Origin of the sequence: Microterricola pindariensis (genome assembly GCF_002936985.1) — a bacterium.
Lineage (GTDB): Bacteria > Actinomycetota > Actinomycetes > Actinomycetales > Microbacteriaceae > Microterricola > Microterricola pindariensis.
In genome coordinates, this window is the sequence record NZ_MPZN01000049.1 from 1 (window position 1) to 23,957 (window position 23,957).

Annotated in this window: 17 protein-coding genes; 5 read left to right on the forward strand and 12 right to left on the reverse strand. The window is 70.8% G+C overall.

Annotation, left to right across the window (positions count from 1 at the left end):
• Together GY24_RS13035 and GY24_RS13040 are read right to left on the reverse strand one after the other, a co-directional pair.
• The coding region (locus GY24_RS13035; protein ID WP_104476458.1) for an ABC transporter substrate-binding protein at positions 1-1,057 on the reverse strand (1,057 nt) is incomplete at its 3' end.
• Positions 1,058-1,074: 17 nt separating this feature from the next.
• Positions 1,075-2,124, reverse strand: a complete 1,050-nt coding sequence (locus GY24_RS13040) for an ABC transporter ATP-binding protein (RefSeq protein ID WP_324778428.1) — start codon at positions 2,122-2,124, stop codon at positions 1,075-1,077.
• 225 nt (positions 2,125-2,349) lie between these two features.
• On the opposite strand from GY24_RS13040, the gene GY24_RS13045 reads away from it, so the two are divergent.
• The gene (locus tag GY24_RS13045) at positions 2,350-3,123 is read left to right on the forward strand and encodes an SDR family NAD(P)-dependent oxidoreductase (protein WP_104476463.1); all 774 of its coding nucleotides are present in this window, start codon (positions 2,350-2,352) and stop codon (positions 3,121-3,123) included.
• Positions 3,124-3,133: 10 nt separating this feature from the next.
• On the opposite strand, the gene GY24_RS13050 is transcribed toward GY24_RS13045, so the two are convergent.
• The 10 genes from GY24_RS13050 to GY24_RS13095 form a co-directional block, all read right to left on the reverse strand.
• A complete protein-coding gene (locus GY24_RS13050) occupies positions 3,134-3,724 on the reverse strand; it encodes a hypothetical protein (RefSeq protein ID WP_324778429.1) in 591 nt (196 codons plus the stop codon).
• Positions 3,725-3,848: 124 nt separating this feature from the next.
• Positions 3,849-5,015: an extracellular solute-binding protein gene (locus GY24_RS13055; RefSeq protein ID WP_104476492.1), complete on the reverse strand. Its 1,167-nt coding sequence runs from the start codon at positions 5,013-5,015 to the stop codon at positions 3,849-3,851.
• A gap of 193 nt (positions 5,016-5,208) precedes the next feature.
• A complete protein-coding gene (gene gatB, locus GY24_RS13060) occupies positions 5,209-6,723 on the reverse strand; it encodes an Asp-tRNA(Asn)/Glu-tRNA(Gln) amidotransferase subunit GatB (RefSeq protein ID WP_083363677.1) in 1,515 nt (504 codons plus the stop codon).
• Complete coding sequence (gatA, locus tag GY24_RS13065; RefSeq protein ID WP_104476469.1) at positions 6,723-8,267, reverse strand: Asp-tRNA(Asn)/Glu-tRNA(Gln) amidotransferase subunit GatA; 1,545 nt, start codon at positions 8,265-8,267, stop codon at positions 6,723-6,725. Before gatA ends, gatB begins: the two co-directional genes overlap by 1 nt.
• Positions 8,264-8,563 carry an Asp-tRNA(Asn)/Glu-tRNA(Gln) amidotransferase subunit GatC gene (gene gatC / locus GY24_RS13070; protein ID WP_083363675.1) on the reverse strand — a complete coding sequence of 100 codons (300 nt, stop codon included), beginning with the start codon at positions 8,561-8,563 and terminating at the stop codon, positions 8,264-8,266. The genes gatA and gatC overlap by 4 nt, the downstream gene beginning before the upstream one ends.
• 96 nt (positions 8,564-8,659) lie before the next feature.
• Positions 8,660-10,429: an alkaline phosphatase family protein gene (locus tag GY24_RS13075; RefSeq protein WP_104476471.1), complete on the reverse strand. Its 1,770-nt coding sequence runs from the start codon at positions 10,427-10,429 to the stop codon at positions 8,660-8,662.
• A 9-nt stretch (positions 10,430-10,438) separates the two neighbouring features.
• Entirely contained in the window at positions 10,439-11,743 is a 1,305-nt protein-coding gene (locus tag GY24_RS13080) for an alpha/beta hydrolase (protein ID WP_161498738.1), read from the reverse strand.
• A 187-nt stretch (positions 11,744-11,930) separates the two neighbouring features.
• Complete coding sequence (gene ligA, locus GY24_RS13085; RefSeq protein ID WP_104476475.1) at positions 11,931-14,252, reverse strand: NAD-dependent DNA ligase LigA; 2,322 nt, start codon at positions 14,250-14,252, stop codon at positions 11,931-11,933.
• A 298-nt stretch (positions 14,253-14,550) separates the two neighbouring features.
• Complete coding sequence (gene mnmA, locus GY24_RS13090; protein WP_104476478.1) at positions 14,551-15,660, reverse strand: tRNA 2-thiouridine(34) synthase MnmA; 1,110 nt, start codon at positions 15,658-15,660, stop codon at positions 14,551-14,553.
• Positions 15,661-15,721: 61 nt separating this feature from the next.
• On the reverse strand, positions 15,722-16,939 hold the full coding sequence (locus GY24_RS13095) for a cysteine desulfurase family protein (RefSeq protein ID WP_104476481.1): 1,218 nt from the start codon (positions 16,937-16,939) through the stop codon (positions 15,722-15,724).
• Between the two features lie 19 nt (positions 16,940-16,958).
• On the opposite strand from GY24_RS13095, the gene glgX reads away from it, so the two are divergent.
• From glgX to glgB, 4 genes are all read left to right on the forward strand, one after another.
• Complete coding sequence (gene glgX, locus GY24_RS13100) at positions 16,959-19,022, forward strand: glycogen debranching protein GlgX (protein ID WP_104476484.1); 2,064 nt, start codon at positions 16,959-16,961, stop codon at positions 19,020-19,022.
• Positions 19,023-19,050: 28 nt separating this feature from the next.
• Positions 19,051-19,548, forward strand: coding sequence for a Cys-tRNA(Pro) deacylase (gene ybaK, locus GY24_RS13105; RefSeq protein ID WP_104476486.1), 498 nt, complete (start codon positions 19,051-19,053; stop codon positions 19,546-19,548).
• Between the two features lie 61 nt (positions 19,549-19,609).
• Positions 19,610-21,745 carry an alpha-1,4-glucan--maltose-1-phosphate maltosyltransferase gene (locus tag GY24_RS13110; RefSeq protein WP_407662185.1) on the forward strand — a complete coding sequence of 712 codons (2,136 nt, stop codon included), beginning with the start codon at positions 19,610-19,612 and terminating at the stop codon, positions 21,743-21,745.
• Position 21,746: 1 nt separating this feature from the next.
• Positions 21,747-23,957: 1,4-alpha-glucan branching protein GlgB (glgB, locus tag GY24_RS13115; RefSeq protein ID WP_104476490.1), on the forward strand; the 2,211-nt coding region annotated here is incomplete at its 3' end.

Sequence of the window (23,957 nt, forward strand, 5' to 3'; positions counted from 1 at the left end):
CGCCCGCGTGGTAGGCCTCGCAGGAGCCCTCTGAGCGGAACTCGCAGGCGGCCTGGTTGGACGGCGCCTCGCCGAAGTACTCCGTCGCCTGCCCGTTGGCCTCCGGGCTGGCGATGTAGTCCAGCCAGGCGTAGGCGCAGTTCGGGCTCTTCGCCGCGGACGCGATCATCCAGGTGTCCGACCAGCCGGTCACGCCCTCCGAGGGCACCGTCACGGCCGCCGGGGTACCCTCGGCCAGCGAGTTCGCGATCACCTGCCAGGTGGTGCCGACGACGGTGTCCCCCGATTCGAAGGACTGGATGGTCTTCAGGTAGTCGGACCAGTACTCGCCGATGTTCGCGCGCTGCTCCTTGAGCAGGGCGACGGACGCCGCCAGCTGCTCCTCATCGAGAGCGTACGGGTTCTCGATGCCAAGGTCGGGCTGGTGCGTCATCAGGTACATGGCGGCATCCGCGATGTAGATCGGCGAGTCGTAGGCGGTGACCTTGCCCTGGAACTCGCTGCCCTTGTCGAAGACCACGTCCCACGAGGTCGGCGCCGGGGTGACGACGTCGGTGTTGTACATGAGCAGGTTGGCGCCGTAGCCGTGCGGCACCCCGTAGGAGACGCCGTCGACGCTGTTCCAGGACTGCATCTTGAGGAAGTCGTAGACGCCGGCGTAGTTGGGGATCAGGTCGGTGTTCACCGGGGCGACGGTTCCGGCCGCGACCAGGCGCAGCGAGGCATCGCCGGAGGCGGCGACGACGTCGTAGTCCCCGGTCTTCATCAGGCTGAACGCCTCGTCCGAGGTGCCGTAGGTCTTGCTCGTCACCTGACACCCGGTCTGCTCCTCGAAGGGGGTGACCCAGTCGACGGCGGGGTCGTTGCTGCCGTCCTCGACGTATCCGGGCCAGGCGAGGATCGACACGGTCCCCTCCATCTCGCCGAGCTCGGTCGCGGCGGTCTCCCCGCCGGAGGAACCCCCGCTCGTTCCGCAGGCGGTGAGCGCCGCGAGGGAGGCAGCCGCGAGCAGCGCAAGCGCCGCCCGTCGCCGCGTTGGTGGCATGGTGTGCTTCATTGCCGTCTCCATCCGTTTCAGTGCGTCATGGTTGTGGTGTCGTTCGGTGCCGCCGCGTTCCCCCGCCCCAGGGCGACCAGGTCGCTGTCGCGCCAGGTGACGCTCACCCGGCGCCCGCGCTCCTCTGGGATCCCGCGGTGGCGGTCGTTCTGCTCCACCACCACGACCCTCATGCCGGCGTCCAGGTCGACGAAGATGCGCGTGACGCTGCCGACGTAGACGAGCTCGGCGATGGTTCCGGCGGCGACGTGCTCCCCGGTGGCTGGCTCACCGGCGGCTGCCGGCGGCTCCCCCGCCGCGAGCGAGAGCTTCTCCGGGCGCAGCGAGTGCGCGCCGCGCCGCCCGAGCAGGCGGCGCGAGAGGGCGTCGTCGAAGATGTTCGAGGTGCCGACGAAGGCGGCCACGAAGGACGAGCGGGGCCGTTCGTAGATCTCGGCCGGGGTGCCGAGCTGTTCGATCTTGCCGTCGCTGAACACGGCGATCCGGTCGCTGAGGGTCAGCGCCTCCTCCTGGTCGTGGGTGACGAAGATGAAGGTGATGCCGAGGTCGCGCTGGATCTCCTTGAGCTCGACCTGCATCTGCTCGCGGAGCTTCAGGTCGAGGGCGCCGAGCGGCTCGTCCAGCAGCAGCGCCTTCGGCTCGACGACGGTGGCCCGGGCCAGCGCGACGCGCTGCCGCTGGCCGCCGGAGAGCTGGGCGGGCCGGCGGTCGCCGAAGGACCCGAGCCGCACCTTCTCCAGTGCCGCTCTGGCGCGCTCCCGGCGCTCGGCCTTGCCCACGCCGCGCACCCGCAGCCCGTAGGCCACGTTGTCCAGAACGCTCATGTGCGGGAACAACGCGTAGTCCTGGAAGACGGTGTTGACGTCGCGGTCGAACGGCGCCGTGCCGGTGACGTCGCGCCCGAACAGCTCGATCGTGCCGGCGGTCGGCAGCTCGAAGCCGGCGATCAGGCGCAGAACCGTCGTCTTGCCGGAGCCGGAGGGGCCGAGCATGGAGAAGAACTCGCCGGCCGCGATGTCCAGGTTGAGCCCGTCGACGGCGTTCACCGCGCCGAAGGTCTTCGTCACCTCACTGAGGCGAATGGCCGGCGCTTCTGTGGACACTCTCGCTCCCTCTCGCACGGCGGCTGCGCCGAGGCGCACGATCCGATGCGCCCCGTGTGAGGAAAGCTCAGAATCCCGCTCTGAGGAGAATCATAGGGTCACGGATGCCGGCCGTGGGCGTGTGATGTTACGGTCCAGTCACAACTTGCGCCATCGACCACCCCGCCACACATCGAGAGGGAGAACCGAATGTCGAGGGAGACAGAGCAGCAGAGCGTCATCGTGCACGGCGCCGGCGGTGCGATCGGGTCGGCTGTCGCCCGGCAGTTCGCGCGCCACGGCGCCGAGCTGTTCCTGGCCGGCCACCGCGTGCAGAGCGTCGAGGCGACGGCGGAGCGCATTCGCGCGGAGTCGCCGGCGCGCGTGCACGTCGCAGAGGTCGACGCCTTCGACCTGACAGCCGTCAACGCCCACGCCGACGCCGTGTTCGAGGCCGCCGGCCGGATCGACGTGATGCTCAACGCCGTGAGCATCCCGCTGGTTCAGGGCGTCCCGCTGCTCGAGCTCGGCCTCGAGGACGCGCTCGCCCCCGCCACCAGCTGGCTGCGCACCCAGTTCATCACGTCCCAGGCCGCGGGGAGGCACATGGTGGAGCGGGGAGGCGGGACCATCCTGACATTGTCTGCCTCGCCCGCCCGGGTGGCGATCGCCGGCGTCGGCGGCTTCGCCGCGGCCTGCTCCGCCGTCGAGGCGCTGACCCGCACCTTCGCCGCCGAGCTCGGCCCGTCCGGTGTGCGCGTGGTCTGCCTCCGGATGCAGCGCATCCTGGAGACGATCGGCGACATCCCCGACCTGCCGATGCCGCTGGAGGAGTTCGCGGGGTTCCTCGAATCCCTCACCACGAGCCGTTCACTCCCCGCCCTCGACGAGGTGGCCGAGATGGCGGTGTTCCTGGCCGAGGGCGGTGCGCGCTCGATGAACGGCGCGGTGCTGAACCTGACGTGCGGGATGAGCCCGGACTAGCGCCGGCGGCTCAGAAGCCGAAGTCGCCGAAGCTGTCGCCGCCGAAGCTGTCGCCGCCGTCGAAGAACCCGCCGCCGCCAGCCTCGACGCCGCCGTCCGCACCGGCGTCTGCGCCCGCATCCGTGCCCTCAGCGCCGGCCGCCTCGCCGACCCCGGACGGGATGAACGACTGGGCGATGGCGGAGCCGATCACGACGCCGGCGATGGAGCCGAGCATCGAGCTGCCGAGCATGCCGCCGAAGCCCATGCCGCCCGCCCCACGCTGCGGCGAGAAGGAGCGCTCGAGGGTTCCCGGCGCCTGCAGCTCGCGCCGCGTGGCCGCCTGGGCGAGCGAGCGCGGGTCGTCGGCGCGGGGCTGCTCCGCGGGGGAGGCTCCGGCGCTCAGCTCCTGGAAGACCAGGGCGCGCTGCTCTGGGGTGAGCTGGGCGAACGCGTCGGCGTGCGCCTGCTCGATCGTCTCTGGCGGTGCGGTACGAAGCAGGTAGCGGTAGCGCTCGACCGCCACCTCGTCGGGGTGCCGCTCGCGCGGGATCGCGGCCCGGCGCTGCTCCTCCGATTGCGCTGCGTCAGCCGGGGTCTGCGAGCCGAAAAGCCAGTCCATGAATCCCATGGTGTTCTCCCTGTCGTGTGGTGCTGCACAGCCTATGCGGCGATGCTTTCGGTCTTCTGAACGCCCCCTGTGAGGGCACAGGGGCTCGACAGGCTCAACCAGCGGGGCGCGTGCCTCACCGCGTGATCTGCTGCCATGCGGCCGTCCAGTCGGCATAGTCGGTGCACCGCACGTCGCTACGCCCGTCGAGGCAGTCGGCGACCGGCGTGACCCAGAACCAGATCGTCGACGCGTAGTCGGCGTCGCCGGCATGGTAGGCCCCACACGAGCCCGCCGAGCGGAACTCGCAGGCGGCCTGGCTGGAGGGGGCCTGCCCGAAGAACCCCGTCGCCTGCCCGTTGGCCTCCGGGCTGGCGATGTAGTTCAGCCACGCGTATGCGCAGTTCGGGTTCTTCGCTCCCGACGCGATCATCCAGGTATCCGACCAGCCGGTGACACCCTCGGAGGGCACCGTGACCTCGGTCGCGAAGCCGTCGGCCAGCCCGTTCGCGATCACCTGCCAGGTGGTGCCGACGACAGCATCGCCGGATTCGAAGGACTGGATCGCCTTGCGGTAGTCGGACCAGTACTCCCCGATGTTCCCGCGCTGCTCCGTGAGCAGCGTGACCGCCGCGGCCAGCTGATCCGTGTCGAGCGCGTACGGATTCTGGATCCCGAGCACGGCGCGATGCGTCATCAGGTAGAGGGCGGCGTCGGCGATGTAGATCGGCGAGTCGTAGGCGGTGACCTTGCCACTGTAGGCATCGCCCTTGTCGAAGACGACGTCCCACGAGGTGGGCGCCGGAGAGACGACGTCGGCGTTGTACATCAACAAATTGGCCCCATAGCCGTGCGGGACACCGTAGGCGACACCGTCGAGGCTGTTCCAGGGCTGCATCTTGAGGTAGTCGTAGATGCCCGCATAGTTGGGGATCAGATCGGTGTTCGTTGGAGCAAGAATGCCGGCGTCGATCAGGCGCACCGAGGCGTCGCCGGATGCCGCGATCACGTCGTATTCGCCCGACTTCATCAGGTTGAATGCCTGGTCGGAGGTGTCGTAGATCGTGCTGGTGACCGTGCAGCCGGTGTCCTTCTCGAAGGGGCTGACCCAGTCGACGGCCGGCTGGTTGCTGCCGTCCTCGACGTAGCCGGGCCGGGCCAAGATCGAGACGGACCCCTCCTTCTCGCCGAGAGTCGTGGCCGCGTCATCGCCGGACCCTCCCCCGCTGGCTCCGCAGGCTGTGAGCGAGAGTGCGGCGGCTGCGAGCAGGGCGAGCACCACTCGGTGCGTCGCTGGTGGCATGGGGCGCTTCATTGCAGTCTCCGTCCAGCACGCCGAGGCGCGCTCTCCGAGAAACCCCGGACTGAGGAAATCTCAGCGTACCGCGCCGGGAGCATCCGTTGGCCGCGCGGTGGGCAGGGTTCAGCGAAACGGCCCCTGCGCCCGCGGAGTGCGGGCACAGGGGCCGGGGTTTCGACAAGCTCAACCCGAGGGTTTAGGCGCTGGCGCGCTCCAGCACGAGCTCGCGCACGCGGGCCGCGTCGGCCTGCCCCTTCATCGCCTTCATGACGGCACCGATGACGGCGCCGGCGGCCTGCACCTTTCCGTCGCGGATCTTCTCGAGCACGTCCGGCTGGGCGGCCAGGGCCTCGTCGATGGCGGCGATCAGGGCACCGTCGTCGGAGACCACGGCGAGGCCCCGGGCGTCGACGACCTGCTGCGGGGTTCCCTCGCCGGCGATGACGCCCTCGAGCACCTGGCGGGCCAGACGGTCGGTGAGGGTGCCTGCCTCGACGAGGACGGCCAGCGCTGCGACATCCGCGGCCGAGATCAGGCTGGCGGCGTCGGCGTCTGCCGCGTTCGCCAGGCGGGCGATCTCACCCGTCCACCACTTGCGGGCGGCGGCCGGCGTCGCACCGGCGGCGACCGTCTCGGAGACCTCGGTGAGGAGGCCGGAGTTCTGGATGTCCTGGAACTCGAGGTCGGTGAAGCCCCACTCGGCCTTCAGACGGCGGCGGCGCACGGCCGGCTGCTCTGGCAGGGCTGCGCGCAGCTCCGCGATCAGCTCGGCGGAGGGCACGACGGGGAGCAGGTCGGGCTCCGGGAAGTAGCGGTAGTCGTCGGCGTCGCTCTTGGGGCGTCCGGCGCTCGTCTCGCCCGTGTCCTCGTGCCAGTGGCGCGTCTCCTGGGTGATGCTGCCGCCCTTGGCGAGGATGGCGGCCTGGCGCTGGATCTCGTAACGCACCGCGCGCTCGACCGAGCGCAGCGAGTTGACGTTCTTCGTCTCGGTGCGAGTGCCGAGCGGCGGCGTCTCCACGCCCTCTGCAACGCGCGGGCGCAGCGACACGTTGGCGTCACAGCGCAGGTTGCCGCGCTCCATCTTGGCGTCGGAGATGCCGAGCGACACGACGATGTCGCGGATCGCCGACACGTAGGCCTTGGCGATCTCGGGCGAGCGGTGCTCTCCGCCGTAGATCGGCTTGGTGACGATCTCGACGAGCGGGACGCCGGCGCGGTTGTAGTCGACGAGCGAGTAGTCCGCGCCCTGGATGCGACCGCTGGAGCCACCGACGTGCGTCAGCTTGCCGGCGTCCTCCTCCATGTGGGCGCGCTCGACGGGGATGTCGATGAGGGTGCCGTCGGCAAGCTCGATCTGCACGGAGCCCTCGAACGCGATCGGCTCGTCGAACTGCGAGATCTGGTAGTTCTTGGGGGTGTCCGGGTAGAAGTAGTTCTTCCGGGCGAAGCTGCTCGACTCGGCGATCGAGCAGCCGAGCGCGAGGCCCAGGCTGATCGAGTAGCGCACGGCCTGCTCGTTGACGACGGGCAGGGTGCCGGGCAGGCCGAGGCAGAGCGGGGTCAGGCCGGTGTTGGGCTCCGCGCCGAACACGTTCGGGGCCTCGGAGAACATCTTGGTCTTGGTGTTCAGCTCGACGTGGACCTCGAAGCCCATCACCGGCTCGAACAGCTCGAGCGCCTTGTCGAAGTCCATCAATTCTGCGCGGGCCATTAGCGGGCACCTTCCTCGGCCGCGGCCGCGATGAGTTCGAGCAGGTCGGGCGCCTGCTCCAGCAGGTGGCCTCCCCACTGGGCGACGAGCAACTGCTCGAGTGCGCCGCCGACGTTGTAGAGGCGGGCGTCCTCGTGGGCCGGGGCGAGGAACTGGATGCCGACGGGCAGCCCGTCCTCATCTGCCAGGCCGGCCGGCAGCGTGATGCCGGGGATGCCGGCCAGGTTGGCCGGGATCGTGGCGATGTCGTTGAGGTACATGGCCAGCGGGTCGTTGAGCTTCTCGCCGAGCTTGAACGCCGTGGTCGGCGCGGTGGGCGAGGCGATGACGTCGACCTGGCTGAACGCGGCCGCGAAGTCGCGCTGCACGAGCGTGCGCACCTTCTGGGCGCTGCCGTAGTAGGCGTCGTAGTAGCCGGCGCTCAGCGCGTAGGTGCCGAGGATGATGCGGCGCTTGACCTCCGGGCCGAAGCCGGCGTCGCGGGTGGCGCTCATCACGTCTTCGACGGTGCCGCCGCCCTGCGGGTTCACCCGCAGGCCGAAGCGCACGGAGTCGAACTTGGCCAGGTTGCTGGATGCCTCGGCGGGCAGGATCAGGTAGTACGCGGCGATCGCGTGCTCGAAGCTGGGCGCGTCGAGCTCGACGATCTCTGCGCCGTTGGCGACGAGCAGCTCGAGCGCCTCGGTGAAGCGGTTCAGCACGCCGGCCTGGAAGCCGTCGCCCTGCAACTGCTTGATGACGCCGATCTTCAGCCCCTGCACGTTGGCGTTCCGCGCGGCATCCGCCATGGAGGGCCACTCGGTGCGGAGCGAGGTGGAGTCGCGCGGGTCGTGGCCGCCGATGATGTCCTGCAGCAGGGCCGAGTCCAAGACGGTGCGGCTGACCGGGCCGATCTGGTCGAGCGAGGATGCCAGGGCGATCGCGCCGTAGCGGCTGACGGCGCCGTAGGTGGGCTTGACGCCGACCGTTCCGGTGACGTGGGCGGGCTGGCGGATGGATCCCCCGGTGTCGCTGCCGAGGGCGATGGACGCCTCGTAGCCAGCCACCGCCGCGGCGGAGCCGCCGCCGGAGCCGCCGGGGATGCGGTCGAGCGCCCACGGGTTGTGGGTGGGGCCGTAGGCCGAGTGCTCGGTGGAGGAGCCCATGGCGAACTCGTCCATGTTGGTCTTGCCGAGCGGGATCAGGCCGGCTTCGCGCACCTTCTTGACGACGGTGGCGTCGAAGGGCGAGAGGTAGCCCTCGAGGATCTTGGATCCGCTGGTCGAGGGCATGTCGGTGGTGACGAGCACGTCCTTGACGGCGATGGGCACACCGGCCAGCGGGCCGAGCTTCTCGCCGGCGGCGATCTGGGCGTCGACGCGGGCCGCGGCCGCGAGGGCCAGCTCCGGGGCGACGTGCAGGTACGCGTGGACGGCGCCGTCGACCGCGTCGATGCGGTCGAGGTGGGCCTGGGTGGCCTGCACCGAGGTGACGGCGCCTGAGGCGATCCGCGCGCCGAGGTCTGCGGCGCTCAGCCGGATGATGTCGCGGGTGTTGTCGCTCACTGCTCTTCTCCCAAAATTGCCGAAACCTTGAACCGCGAACCGTCGTGGGCCGGCGCGTTCTGCAGGGCCTGCTCGAGGGTGAGCGTCTCGCCGACCACGTCGGGGCGGAAGACGTTCTGCAGCGGGATGGGGTGGCTCGTCGCGGGGACGTCGGGCGTGGCGACGGCGGTCACCTTGGCGACCGAGTCAACGATCTGGTCGAGTTCGGTGGTGAGGCTCAGAATCTCTTCTGGGCTCAGGTCGATGCGGGCGAGCTGAGCGAGGTGTGCAACCTGCTCTGCGCTGATTCCGGACATGGGTCTCCGTGTGTCGATCGTGGGGTTCGCTCATGGGCTTCGCTCATGGGGTTCGCTCATAGGGGTCGCTCGGTGGTGAGAGCGCTCCGGACAATCTTACTTGGGCACGCCGAACAAGGAGTTGCCGTACTTCTCCAAGTTCTCGTACGCCTCCCCGTATGTCTTCGGCACCGGGGTGCCGGCGGGCGCGTACTTGGCGATCAGCAGGCCGAGCAGGCCCTGCGCGGGCGGGCTGAGCGGCTTGTCCTTGTGGCTGTTGCCCGGATGCGGCGCCTCCGCCTGCGGGTTTGGCGGCAGGAACTGCGGGCTGGTCGTCGGCCAGTTGACCGGCTGCCGGGGCGTCTGCAGGTTGATGGCGTTGAACAGGGTGTTCGCGCCGGCGTCCCGCGCGGTCAGCGGCTTGAGCCCGTGCACCCTGGCGAGGGTGGCGCTGAGTGCGCCGTGGTGCATCTCGTCGTTCAGCACGGTTCCCGCCCGCGTGTAGGCGGAGATCGCGATGGCGGGCACCCGGCAGCCAAGCCGGTCGAACTCGAAGCCCATCTCGCCCGCCCCGCCGTCGTCCGGCTTGATCGCGGCAGGCGGGGCCACGTGGTCGTAGGTCCCGCCGTGCTCGTCGAAGGTGATCAGGAGCATCGTGTTCAGCGCGTTGGAGCCGTGGGCGCTGGCGCTGTTCCTGACCGCCGAGTAGATCTGGTGGATGAGCGCCTCGCCGGCGCGCACGTCGGAGACGGCACTGTCGATGATCTCCTGGCCGTCGACGTCGCTCTCCTTGAGCGTGCCGAACGGCGGGTGGAAGTCGTTGTGGTTGTAGACCATGCGCGGCTCGATGAAGGAGTAGGCGGGCAGCGTGCCGGCTGCGGCATCCGCGTAGAAGGCGTCCATGGTCGCGAAGTGCCCGGTCGCCCAATACTTCTGCAGCGCGGGCGCGTGCAGGACGCCGGTGAAGGACACCATCTGCAGGGCGTCGAAGTAGACCCGCCAGTCGACCCCGGCATCCTGCAGCCGGTTGAAGATGGTCGGCGTCAGCGGGGCGTCCAGCCACTTCTTGTAGCCGCCGCCCTCCTTGTTGGTGACGAAGCCGTGCGAGGTGGAGGCGTGGAAGAAGGAGCGGTTGCAGAAGGTCTGCGACGGAACGGCGCAAAACCAGTTGTCGTAGACGGCGAAGCCCTGGGCGAGCGTGCTGAGCACGGGCAGCATCTCGGGGCTGAACGAGCCCATGATCGTGCCGAGCTCGTCGGCCGACGGCGCCTTGCCCTTCTGCAGCCGGCGGTAGTTCACGTCGTAGTCGGTGACGAAGCCGTCCATGCCGGGCTTCGCGGTGGAGGCCGGTGCGTTGTACGGCGCCTGCATCTCGCCGACCGGCTTTTCGGCGTTGTCGACCGGGTCGATGCGGTTGAACAGCTGCGTGTTCACGTGCGGGTATTCCTCGCCGGGGTCTGGCGACGGCGAGCCCATGATCGCGTCGGTGCTGCCCGTGTAGACGTGCGCCGGAATGGCCGTGCCGTCCGGCGCCGTGTTCGAGTAGTCGCCGAAGGCGAGCCCGTCGAACGTCTGGCCCTGCGGCAGGGTGTCTGGCGCGTACAGGAAGCCGAGGAGGTTGTCGAAGGAGCGGTTCTCCCCCATCACCACCACGAGGTGGTCGAAGCCGGGCACGCTGCGGGCATCGAGCGGCGTGTACTCGTCGCTGTCGCGCTCGGCGCCGGCGGCCAGCCCGATGGAGGCGCCGATCGCGCCGCCCGTGGCGCCGCCGACGGCGAATCCGGCGGCCGCGATGCCCGTCGCCTGCAGGAACCGCCGGCGTGACGGCCCGGTCGTCTCCTGCCCCGCGGTGTCGCGAGCCGGCTTCTTCGGGGCTTTGCTGCTCATGCGGACAGGCTAGCGCGCCGTCGCCAGCATGGTGCCGGGCGGCAGCGTTCCACCATCCGTGACCCAGTCGCCACGACCGATGCCGATCAGCGCGAGATTGCGCTGGGACTCGCTGCCGGCGGCGAAGTAGGCGTTGTGACCGACGGACCCGGAGAGCTCTTTCTGGGTGAGCGGGTCGATGCCACCGCCGACGCCGATCCGCACGGCGCCGTAGGAGGGCGACCCCGGGTCGCTGCCATAGAAGGCGGTGTCGACGATGGGGTCCCAGCGGGCCTCCCCGACGAAGACGTTGTCGCCGGCGACGCCGAGGTCGTGGGCGTTCTGGGTGGCGCTGCCGGGCGAGCCAATCAGGGCGAGGGCGTCGACCTGCTCGCTGTGCCGCTCGAGCGCGATCAGCGCGGCGGTGGAGCCGTACGAGTGGGCGAGGACGGTGAGGTAGGGCTGCCGCTCTCCGCGGGTGGCCCGGATCCCCTGCCAGGAGGATTCCAGCGCATCGGCGCCGTGCTCGGCGAGCTCGAGGCTGCCGATGGTCAGCAGGTCTGGGGTTTGGTAGCCGAGCCAGGCGACCGTGGCGACCCGGGGCGGCCCGTCGCCCTCAGGTTGATCCTGCAGCCAGTGCAGCTGCTCGACGGCGAGGGAGGCGGCCGTGTCCGTCCAGTCGCGGATCTGCTGCTGGACCGAGAAGTACATGCCGGGGACGAGGTAGCTGATGTAGTCGGCCGTGTCGAGATCGCCGATCACGATGACGGCACGGCCCGACTCCCGCTCGTCGAACTCCAGCAGTGTGCGCTCCGGCTCTCCCGGTTTGTTCTCCAGCGCCCCGGAGATGGCCTCGAGCATGCGCTGCTGCTGGCCCAGTCTTCGACGCTCGCCCTTGCCGATGCGGGATGCCGCTTGCTCCCTGGTGTCGACGATCGCGCGCTGCAGCGCGAGCTCGTTGGCCGGCCCGCGCACTGCGGCCGGGACCCCGTCCAGGGAGCCGAGTAACTGTGGGGCGGCCTCGGCCAGCGCCGCCTGGGCCTGCCCCGGGGTACTGAGCCACCAGGCCCCGACCTCACCCGGCGCGATGCGCGCGTCGCGCACGGCATCCAGTTCGGTCGGGTTTCGCTCCGCATAGCGGATGATCTCGCTGGGGCTGAGCTGGGAGACGCCGCGCAGCAGGCTCATGCCGCCGATGCGGTTCAGCGCCGCCTCGTCGAAGGCCACCATGCGTGGGGACTCGGCGGCGGGCCCGCGGCGGTCGAGACCGGCATCCAGGGGGGTGGCCGGCTCAGAGGAAACAACATTCTGAATGACATTCACGGGTTCGTGCATGACAAAGCCCTCGGCCACGCCGCTCAAGGCAGCGTTGGCCGAGGCTATGAACATGACGACGGCGAGCATGTCCGGCAAGTCCCCTCAGCGCTCAGAATCAGACGCTTGTTCCGGCAAACGCTACCCCTCATCGTAGGCGACGACGGGCCGAAGTGATCCTGCCAGTACACCCCCTGAACGGGGGTGATTATTCCTCGGGTTGTTCCGCGGCCTGTGAGAACGCGGCCGGGCCCTGTGCGAGGAGCAATCGGAAGCCGTCGGCGTCGAGCACCGGGATGCCGAGCGCCTCGGCCTTGGCCAGCTTGGAGCCGGCACCGGGGCCGGCCGCCACGAAGTCGGTGTTCTTGGAGACGCTGGATGCCGACTTGCCGCCGGCGGCGATGATCGCCTCCTGGGCGCCCTCCCTGGTGAAGCCGTCCAGGCTGCCCGTGGCGACGACGTTCAGCCCGGCCAGCACTCCCCCGGCGGCCGCTGCAGCACCCGGCCCGGGATGGTCGGGGGTGGCGAACTGCACGCCGGCCGCAGCCCAGCGCTCGATGATGTCGCGGTGCCAGTCGTGCTCGAACCACTCCTGCACCGACTCGGCGATGATGCCGCCGACGCCCTCGACCTCGGCGAGCTCCTCGGCGGTGCCGGCGCGGATGGCGTCGAGCGAGCCGAAGTGGTCGGCCAGGGCGCGGGCCGCGACGGGCCCGACGTGGCGGATGTTCAGCGAGACGAGGATCCGCCAGAGCGGCTTCGTCTTGGCCTTCTCCAGCTCGGCGATGAGGTTGGCCGCGGACTTGGAGGCGAACGGGCCCTCTGCCCCCGACTTCTTCTCGGCCGGGGTGGGGTTGCGCCGGAACGGCGCGCGCACCTTGACATTGCCGTCGTCATCCGTCTTGGGCAGCCCGGTCTCTGCATCACGCACGACGACCTCGATCGGCACCAGGTCCTCGATGGTCAGTTCAAACAGCCCGGCCTCTGTCGGCAGCGGCGGCACGGACGGAATGAGCGGCTGGGTGAGCGCGGCGGCGGAGACCTCGCCGAGCTCCTCGATGTCGAGGCCGCCACGGGAGCCGATGTGCTCGACCCGGCCGCGCACCTGGGCGGGGCAGCCGCGGGCATTCGGGCAGCGGAGGTCGATGTCGCCCTCCTTCATGGGGCGGAGCGGCGTGCCGCACTCCGGGCAGTTCGCGGGCATCTGCCACTCACGCTGGGTGCCGTCGCGCTTCTCGATGACGGCGCCGAGGATCTCGGGGATGACGTCGCCGGCCTTGCGGAGGATGACGGTGTCGCCGATCATGACCCCCTTGGCCTTGACGACCTCCTGGTTGTGCAGGGTGGCCTGGCGCACGGTGGAGCCGGCCACCTTCACGGGCTCCATCACGGCGTAGGGGGTGGCCCGGCCGGTGCGGCCGACACCGACGACGATGTCGAGCAGCGTGGTGTGCACCTCCTCCGGCGGGTACTTGTAGGCGATCGCCCAGCGCGGTGCCCGGCTGGTGGCGCCGAGCTCTGCGTGCAGTTCCAGCTCGTCGACCTTGACGACGATGCCGTCGATCTCGTGTTCGATGTCGTGGCGGTGTTCGCCGCGGTCGGCGATGAACGCGGTCACCTCTGCGGCCGTGTCCCAGACCCGGCTGTGCGGGGAGACGGGCAGGCCCCAGCCGGCCAGGAGCTCGTACACCTCGGACTGGGCGGCGACAGGCGGGTTCGGCCAGGCGCCGATGCCGTGCAGGTAGAGGGAGAGACGGCCGAGCCGCTCCCGCATGAGGGCGAGCTCGGCATCCGTCTTCTTGGAGCGGCGCTGCCGCAGGCTGCCGGCGGCCGCGTTGCGGGCGTTGGCGAACTCGGCGTAGCGGGTCGGGATCTCCTCGTCCGCCTTGCCCTTGGCGCGCTGTTCGGCGGCGTAGGCCGCCTGCAGCTCGTGCTGGCGCTCGTTCATGGCCGCGAAGTCCGCGGTGCGAATGAACACCTCGCCGCGCACCTCGAAGAACGGCGGGAAGTTCTCGCCCTGCAGGGTGCGCGGGATGACGGGGATCCAGTCGACGTTCTCGGTGATGTCCTCGCCGGTGCGGCCGTCGCCGCGGGTGGTCGCGGTCTCGAGCACGCCGTCGCGGTAGGCCAGGCTGATAGCCAGGCCGTCGATCTTCAGCTCGCTGAGCCAGCGCACCGGGCGACCGGCCGCCTCGAGTGTCTTGCCTGCCCACTCCTCGAACTCCTCGATGCTGAAGACGTTGTCGAGGCTGAGCATGCGCTCGGCGTGCTCGTGCGGCGGGAAGCCGCTGTCCACGAGCGCGGCGCCGACCTGCTGGGTGGGGCTGTCCTGGCCGGCGAGCTCGGGGAACGCACGCTCCAGCGCCTCCAGTCGGTGCATGTCGGCGTCGTACTCGGCGTCGCTGACGAGGCTGACGCCCTCCGAATGGTAGGCGATCCGGTGCCGCTCGATGCGCTCGCGGAGCGCCTCCGACTCGGCGCGGGCGGTCTCAAAATCCGCAATGTCAAAAACTTCAGCCGTCTCGCTCACAGGACAATTCTAGGAGCGGGGCCCGACAGCGCGCAGTGTCGCTCCGTGCGCTCTCCCCACATCGGCCGAGGGAGCGAGGAACGAGCGACCGAAGCCCGGCTTCCGGCCCGACCACCCCGCCACCCCGCCGGCCTCATGCCGCGTCAGTGCTTCGGCCGCTGGCGCTCCCTCCAGCCAGCGGCAAAGATGCCGGATGCGGCGGCAATCGGGAGATCGGGCGGCAACCTTCGACCAGAAGTCGCCTCCCGATCCGCCGTCGGCCTCCCGAGGTGGCCCGGACGGGGAGGTCTCGAGCGTTCTAGGCGGCGTCGACGGGCACGGCGCTCACCGTGCGGTCGATCGTGAACTGGCCGAGCACGCGTGTACCCACGTAGATGACGGCGGTCTGGCCGGGGGCGACGCCGTCCAGCGGCGTCTCCGGGTTGACGATGAGCTCGCCGTCACGCACGACGGCCACGGCGGGGACCGGGTCCGCGTGGGCGCGGATCTGCACCTCGATGTCGAACGGCGTCTCCGGACTCTGCTGCGGGACGCCCGCCCAGGTGAAACGGTTTCCGGCGATCTCGGCGATCGCCAGCGCCTCCTTCGGGCCGACGACGACCGTGTTGTCCTTGGGGCGCACCTCGAGCACGAAGCGGGGCTTGCCGTCATCCGCGGGCATGCCGAGGCGGAGCCCGCGGCGCTGGCCGACGGTGAAGGCGGCTGCGCCCTCGTGGCTGCCGATGACGGCGCCGGTGCGGTCGAGGATGTCGCCGGTCTCGGCACCGACGCGGTCGGCGAGCCAGCCGCGGGTGTCGCCGTCGGGGATGAAGCAGATGTCGTGGCTGTCCGGCTTGCTGGCGACGCTGAAGCCGCGCTCGGCGGCCTCCGCGCGCACCTCCGCCTTGGACGGGGTGTCGCCGAGCGGGAAGTAGGCGTGCTCGAGCTGCTCGGCGGTGAGGACGCCGAGCACGTAGCTCTGGTCCTTGGCCCAGGCGCTGGCCCGGTGCAGCTCCTTGTTGCCGTCCTTGTCCAGCACGATGCTGGCGTAGTGGCCGGTGCAGACGGCGTCGAAGCCGAGGGCGATCGCCTTCTCCAGCAGCGCGGCGAACTTGATCCGCTCGTTGCAGCGCATGCACGGGTTCGGGGTGCGGCCGGCCTGGTACTCGGCGACGAAGTCGTCGACGACGTCGGCCTTGAAGCGCTCGGAGAAGTCCCAGACGTAGTACGGGATGCCGATCATGTTCGCGGCCCGCTGGGCGTCCATCGAGTCCTCGATGGTGCAGCAGCCGCGGGCGCCGGTGCGGAGGGTGCCTGGCATCCGGCTGAGCGCCAGGTGCACGCCGACGACCTCGTGCCCCGCCTCGACGGCGCGCGCCGCCGCCACTGCCGAGTCAACGCCGCCGCTCATTGCTGCCAAAACCTTCATAGTCCCAGTGTAAACGCGGCTCTCTGGGCGAACGCCTCGGCCGGATGCGGGCGGGCGGGGCTCAGCGCAGGTCGAAAGAGGTCTGCCGGTCGGCGTGTCCGGCGGTCGCCGCCTGGGCGTATGCGGCGGGCAGCGCCGCGAGGAAGGCGTCGACGTCGGCATCCGTCGAGGTGTGCCCGAGGGTGACCCGCAGGGCGCCCCTGGCCTCCTCCACGCTCCGCCCCATCGCGATCAGCACGTGGGAGGGCTCCGGGATGCCGGCCTGGCAGGCCGAGCCGGTCGACACGGCGACCCCGGCCATGTCCAGCAGGAACAGCAGCGAGTCACCCTCGCAGCCCGGGAAGCTGAAGTGGGCGTTGCCGGGCAGCCGCACGGTGGCGTCGCCGCTGGCGCCGTTCAGCACCGCCTGCGGCACCGCCGCCAGCGCCCCGGCGACCAGCCGGTCGCGGAGCGCGGCCAGGCGTACGGACTCGGCCGGCAGGGCGGCGTGCACGGCGGTGGCCGCGGCGGCGAAGGAGACGGCGGCCGCCGCGTCCTGCGTGCCGGAGCGCACCTGGCGCTGCTGGCCGCCGCCGTGGATGAGCGCCTCGATGGTGGCGCTCCGGCTGAGCACGAGCGCGCCGATGCCGACGGGGCCGCCGATCTTGTGCGCGGAGACGCTGAGCGCCACGAGCCCGGTGCCGGCGCCCGCCCCGGAGGCGGCGCGCACGGCGCTCACATCGATGGGCAGCTGGCCGTAGGCGGCGATGGCGTCCACGTGCAGAGGCACGCCGGCCCGCGCGGCGAGGGCGGAGATCTCGGTGATCGGCTGCACCGTGCCGACCTCATTGTTGGCCCAGAGCACGCTGACGAGGGCGATGTCCTCCGGGTCCTCGGCGAGCGCCGCCTCCAGATCGGGCAGGCTGAGCCGCCCGGCCCCGTCCAGCGGCAGCCACTGGATAGTCGCGCCCTCCCGGGCGGCCAGCCACTCCACCGTGTCGATGGTGGCGTGGTGCTCCCCCGCTGCGACGAGGATCCGGCTGCCGGGCCGCGCCCAGAACAGCCCCTTGATGGCCAGGTTCACGGCCTCCGTGCCCCCACCGGTGAAGACCACCTCGATGCTCTCGCAGCCGAGGGTCGCGGCCACCTGCTCGCGCGCCTCCTCCAGCACCCGTTTGGCGTTCTGCCCGATCGAGTGGATGGACGCCGGGTTGCCGACGAGCGCCATGGCATGGGCGTACGCGTCGATGGCGAGCGGCAGCATGGGTGTCGTCGCCGCGTGATCCAGATACACAGCCATACTCACTACTGTAGATCGCATGAGTCCCGGGAGAATCGCCGCAGGCCCGGGCTTCCGCGCCACGAGTGGCGGCGGCGAGCTGCGGGTCTGGTCGGCCAGCGCGACCGCGATGGAGATCGTGGTCTTCGACGAGGCAGACCCCGGCCGGGTGCTGAAGTCGATCCCGATGGTCAGGGGCGGCCACGACATCTGGCACGGGCGCAGCCGGAGCCTCGTCCCCGGGCGCCGCTACGCCCTGCGCGCGGACGGGCCGGGCGCAGCGCCGCACGCCTTCGACCGGGACCGGCTGCTCGTCGACCCGTACGCCCGGGGGCTCTCCCGCACGGACGGGCTCTGGCAGAGCGTCATCGTCGACGACGGCTTCGACTGGAACGGCGCGCTCAAGCCGGCCACCCCGCTGGATGAGTCCGTCATCTACGAGATGCACGTGCGCGGCTTCAGCAAGCTGAACCCGGCGGTGCCGGCCGAGCTGCGCGGCAGTTACGCGGGCCTGGCGCACGAGGCATCCATCGCGGCCCTGCGCGAGCTCGGGGTGACGGCCGTCGAGCTGCTGCCGGTGCACGCCCTGCTCAGCGAGCAGCGCCTGCTCGAGCAGGGCCTCCGCAACTACTGGGGCTACAACACGCTGAACTTCTTCAGCCCGCACGCCGGCTACGCGACGGCGGCGGCGCAGGCGGCCGGCCCGGATGCCGTGCTGCGCGAGTTCAAGGGAATGGTGAAGCTCCTTCACGAAGCCGGGATCGAGGTGATCCTCGACGTCGTCTACAACCACACCGCCGAGGAGGGCCCGCACGGCCCCACCACGAGCTTCCGCGGCCTGGACAACGCCAACTACTACCGCGTCGACGCGCACGGGGCGTACATCGACACGACCGGCTGCGGCAACACGGTCAACTTCGGCAACACAGCCCCCTCCGACGCCGGCGGCCCGGCGCGCCTGGTGCTGGACTCGCTGCGCTACTGGGCGAACGAGGTGCAGATCGACGGCTTCCGCTTCGACCTGGCGGCCACCCTCGGCCGCGACGCCAACGTGGCGTACGACCGGCAGCACCCGCTGCCCGAGGCGATCCTCGACGACCCCGCCCTGCAGGGCGTCAAGATGATCGCCGAGCCGTGGGATGTCGGCATCAACGGCTGGCAGACGGGCAACTTCGCCGACGGCTGGACGGAGTGGAACGACCGCTACCGCGACCGCATGCGCGACTTCTGGCTCACCGACATCGCCAGGGAACGGGGCAGCGGCTCGGCCGGCAGCGGCATCGGCCGCTTCGCGACCCGGCTGGCGGGTTCCTCGAACACCTTCTCCGGCGAGCGCGGCCCGCTCGCCTCCCTCAACTTCGTGACCGCGCACGACGGCTTCACCCTGGCCGACCTGACCGCGTACAACCAGAAGCACAACCTCGGCAACGGCGAGGGCAACCGCGACGGCAGCGACAACAACAACTCCTTCAACCACGGCCAGGAGGGACCCTCCGACGACCCGGCGGTGCTCGCAGACCGGCGCAAGGCGATGCGCAACCTGCTCGGCACGCTGCTGTTCTCCGCCGGGGTGCCCATGCTCACCGCCGGCGACGAGTTCGGCCGCAGCCAGCACGGCAACAACAACGCCTACTGCCACGACACCGAGCTCGGCTGGCTGGGCTGGGTGCGCGAGCCCTGGCAGGAGCAGCTGCACTCCGTCACCGCCCGGCTGATCGCCCTGCGCCGTGCGAACCCGGCCCTCCGCCCCCAGCGCTACGCCCGACTGGGCGAGCATGTGCCGGGCGCCTCGCAGATGGACTGGTTCGACGCCGACGGCCTGCCGATGAGCGAGGAGGATTGGAACGCGCCCGAACAGCGCACCCTGCAGTACCTCGCGGCGAGCACTCCGGTGGAGGAGGAGTTCAACCGCATCCTGCTCGTCGTGCACGCCACCGAGTCGGAACGGGACGTCGCCCTGCCCAGCCACGAGGGCGTCGACTGGTACGAGACGCTGTGGGACTCCGCCGACGACTGCCTGGGGGCGACCCGGCTGGAGAACCACGCCCCCGGTGCCGTGCTGCGCATGGCCGGCACCTCCATGCGCCTGCTGCGCGCGCACTGAGAACACACACCGACAAGGAGTTTCATTCGTGGCGAAGAAGACGAGCGAGAGCGGGGCGGGCACCCCGGCCACCGTGGCCCTCGGCCAGGCCGGCATCCGCTTCACCCCGCACCTCTACCAGCACGACGCCGCCGCGACGAACTTCGGCCTGGAGGCCGCAGAGAAGCTCGAGCTCGACCCGGACCGCGTGTTCAAGACGCTGCTGGCGGATGCCGACGGCCAGCTCGTCGTCGGCATCGTGCCCGTCACCGGCACCCTCGACCTCAAGGCGCTCGCCCTCGCGCTCGGCGCCAAGAAGGCCGTCATGGCCGACCCGAAGCTGGCCGAGCGCAAGACGGGCTACGTCGTCGGCGGCATCAGCCCGATCGGCCAGAAGAACGCCCACCCGACGGTCATCGACGAGAGCGCGATCCTGTTCGACACCGTGTTCGTCTCCGGCGGGCGGCGCGGCTTCGACATCGAGCTCAGCCCGGACGATCTGGCCACCGTCACCTCCGGCAGCTTCGCCCCGATCGGGCGGCCCTAGCCGGTCGCGATTGTGACATTTTCTTCCGCACGCGGGGCCTGATTCGCGCTACGGTCGCACTGTGCCCAAGAACAGCGTGCCCACCGACAGCGCGGCCCGGAAGGCGGCAGTGCCGCCCGCGGATCCCGCCGGCCCGACGCGCGTGGGCCGGATCCCCGTCCTCGACCCATCGCCGGTGCAGCCGGGCGAGCTCTGGCCGGCCAAGGCGTACGTCGGCGAGGTGGTCCCCTTCGCCGCGACGGCGTTCCGCGAGGGGCACGACCTGATCGGCGTCGAGCTGCTGCTGCAGCGGCCGGGCGGCGCGGAGAGCCGGCACTCGATGCGCGAGGTCTCCCCCGGCACCGACCGCTGGCAGGTGGAGCTGGTGCTGGATGCGCCCGGTGCGTGGAACTACGCGGTGCGCGCCTACGCCGACGACTACGCCACCTGGCGGCACAACGCCGCCGTCAAGATCGCCGCGGGCGTCGACGAGGAGCTGATGCTCGCCGCCGGCGCGGCACTGCTGGAGCGGGCCGCCGCTGAGCCGGGGCGGGCGGCATCCGATCTGGAGCTGTTGCAGAGCGCCGCCGCCGACCTCCTGGACACCGGCGTCAACGTGGACGTGCGGCTGGAGCGCGGAGCGAGCGGCCCCGTCGCCGCCCTGCTCACCGCGCAGCCGCCGGCCGGGCTGGAGAGCCGCACCGAGCCGCGCACCGTGCGGGTCGAGCGGGAGCGGGCCGGCGTCGGCTCCTGGTACGAGTTCTTCCCCCGCTCGGAGGGCGCGCTGCGCCGCCCGGACGGCTCCTGGCAGAGCGGCACCTTCCGCACCGCCGCGCTCCGGCTCGACGCGGTGGCCGCGATGGGCTTCGACGTTCTCTACCTGCCGCCCATCCACCCGATCGGGGAGTCCTTCCGCAAGGGGCCGAACAACACGCTGCAGGCCGGCCCGCACGACCCCGGCTCGCCCTGGGCGATCGGCTCGGCCGCCGGCGGCCACGACGCCGTGCACCCAGACCTCGGCACGCTGGAAGACTTTCGCGCCTTCACGGCGCGCGCCGGCGAGCTCGGCATCGAGGTCGCCCTCGACCTCGCCCTGCAGGCCTCCCCCGACCACCCGTGGGTGGCCGAGCACCCGGAGTGGTTCACGACGCTGCCGGACGGCAGCATCGCCTTCGCCGAGAACCCGCCGAAGAAGTACCAGGACATCTACCCGATCAACTTCGACAACGACCCGGGCGGCATCCGGGCCGAGGTACTGCGCATCGTGCGGCACTGGATCGCCCAGGGCATCCGAATCTTCCGCGTCGACAACCCACACACCAAGCCGCTGGCGCTCTGGGAGTGGCTGCTCGGCGTCGTCAACACCGAGCACCCGGATGTCATCTTCCTCGCCGAGGCGTTCACCCGCCCCGCCCCGCTGAAGGCCCTCGCCCGGGTCGGCTTCCAGCAGTCGTACACCTACTTCGCCTGGCGCAACACGAAGTCGGAGCTGGAGGAGTTCCTGGGCGGCCTCGCCACCGACACGGCCGACTACCTCCGGCCGAACCTCTGGGTGAACACCCCGGACATCCTCACCGAGTACCTGCAGTTCGGCGGGCCGGCCGCCTTCGCCATCCGCGCCTCGATCGCCGCGACGGCCGCGCCCAGCTGGGGCGTCTACTCCGGGTTCGAGCTGTTCGAGTCCGTCGCCCGCCCGGGCGCGGAGGAGGCCATCGACAACGAGAAGTACGAGTACAAGCCGCGCGACTTCGCCGGGGCCGCCGCAGCCGACCGCTCCCTGGCGCTCTATCTCGGCATCCTCAACCGGGTCAGGGCGGAGCACCCCGCGCTCCGGCAGCTGCGCAACATCCGCTTCCACTCCAGCGAGGACGACGCCGTGCTCGTCTACAGCAAGCACCTGGCGGCCGCGCACAGCCCGGACGGGCGGGAGGACGCCGTCATCGTCGTGGCGAACCTCGACCCGCACTCGGTGCGCGAGACCACGGTGCACCTCGACCCCGAATTGTTCGGCCTGAGCGCCGGCGCCGCCTTCCAGGTGGAGAACCTCGTCACCGGGGAGCTGTGGAACTGGGGCGAGCACAACTACGTGCGGCTGGACGCCTTCACCGAGCCCGTGCACATCCTGGCGGTGCGGGAGCTGCAGGCGCCGGCGGATGCCGCAGCGCCGGCACCGAAGGCGCGCCGGGCCCCGCGACGACCGAGCCAGAACGGATCCTGACATGAGCGCGCGCGAGCATTCCGCCGACGGTGCCGGCCCCGGCATCGACCTCCCCGCCCTGTCCGAGGAGACCCTGCAGCGCGTGGCATCCGGCAGCCACCCCGACCCGCACACCGTGCTCGGCCAGCACCTCGTGGCGGACGGGATTGCCGACCCGGTCACCGTGATCCGCGCGCTCCGCCCGCTCGCCGCCGAGGTGCAGGCGGTGCTCGGCACCGACGCCCGGATCGAGCTGCACCACATCGGGCACGGGGTGTGGCAGGGGCTCAGCATCATCGGGCTGCACGACTACGAGATCGAGGCCCGCTACCCCGACGGCTCCGAGTGGCGGGGCGACGACCCGTACCGCTACCAGCCGACGATCGGCGAGCTCGACCTGCACCTGATCGCCGAGGGCCGGCACGAGGAGCTCTGGCGGGTGCTCGGCGCGCACTACCGCGAGCACGCCGGTGTGACCGGCCGCGCGCACGGCACCGCCTTCGCCGTCTGGGCCCCCCACGCGCACGCGGTGCGAGTGGTCGGCGACTTCAACGGCTGGAACGGGATCGGCCACGCGATGCGCCGGCTCGGCGCCGTCGGCGTCTGGGAGCTGTTCGTGCCCGGGGTGGAGCCCGGCAGCGTGTACAAGTACGAGATCCTCACCCCGGCCGGCCACTGGGTGACGCGCGCCGACCCGATGGCAGCCGCCGCCGAGCAGCCGCCGCAGACGGCATCCGTCGTCGCCAGCAGCCACCACGTCTGGGCCGACGGCGACTGGATGGGGCGCCGCGCCAGCACCGACCCGCACAGCGGGCCGATGAGCGTCTACGAGCTGCACCTCGGATCCTGGCGGCCGGGCCTCGGCTACCGGGAGGCCGCCGACCAGCTGATCGACTACGTGCACGAGCTCGGCTTCAGCCACGTCGAGTTCATGCCCCTGGCCGAGCACCCCTTCGGTGGCTCTTGGGGGTACCAGGTGACCGGCTACTACGCGCCGACCAGCCGCTTCGGCTCCCCCGACGACCTCCGCTACCTGATCGACCGGCTGCACCGGGCCGGCATCGGCGTGCTGATGGACTGGGTGCCCGGCCACTTCCCGAAGGACGAGTGGGCGCTGGCGAACTTCGACGGCGAGCCACTCTACGAGCACCCGGACCCGCGCCGCGGAGAGCAGAAGGACTGGGGCACGCTGGTGTTCGACTTCGGGCAGCGCCAGGTGCGCAACTTCCTCGTCGCGAACGCCCTGTTCTGGCTGGAGGAGTTCCACGTCGACGGCCTGCGGGTGGATGCCGTGGCCTCCATGCTCTACCTGGACTACTCGCGTGAGGCCGGCGAGTGGGAGCCGAACGTCCACGGCGGCAACGAGAACCTGGAGGCCATCGCCTTCCTGCAGGAGGTCACCGCCACCGCCTACAAGCGTAACCCCGGCATCGTCATGGTCGCCGAGGAGTCCACCAGCTGGGGCGGGGTCACCGCCCCCACCGTCAGCGGCGGGCTCGGCTTCGGGCTGAAGTGGAACATGGGCTGGATGCACGACTCGCTGCAGTACATGCAGGTCGACCCGATGTACCGCTCGCACCACCACGGCGAGATCACCTTCTCGTTCCTGTACGCGTTCAGCGAGAACTTCCTGCTCCCGATCAGCCACGACGAGGTCGTGCACGGCAAGGGCTCGCTACTCGGCAAGATGCCCGGCGACCACTGGCAGAAGCTGGCGAACGTGCGAGCCTACCTGGCCTTCATGTGGTGCCACCCGGGCAAGCAGCTCCTGTTCATGGGGCAGGAGTTCGCCCAGCCGTCGGAGTGGAGCGAGGAGCGCGGGCTGGACTGGTGGGTGCTGGACCAGCCGAGCCACCGCGGCGTGTTCGACCTCGTCGCCGAGCTCAACCGGGCTTACCTGGCGCACCCGGCGCTCTGGGCGCTCGACCATGACTCGGCCGGGTTCGAGTGGCTGGACGGCGGGGCGGCCGCAGAGAACGTCGTCTCGTTCCTCCGCCGCGACGGGGCCGGGCAGACGATCGCCTGCCTGGTGAACTTCGCCGGGGTGCCGCACGGTGACTACCGGGTCGGCCTGCCGCTGGCCGGGCGCTGGCGCGAGCTGCTCAACACGGATGCCGCCGAGTACGGCGGGTCCGGGGTGGGCAACCTCGGCGGCGTCACAGCGGTGGACACCCCGTGGGCGGGCCGGCCGGCATCCGCCAGCCTCACCCTGCCGCCGCTCGGCGCGATCTGG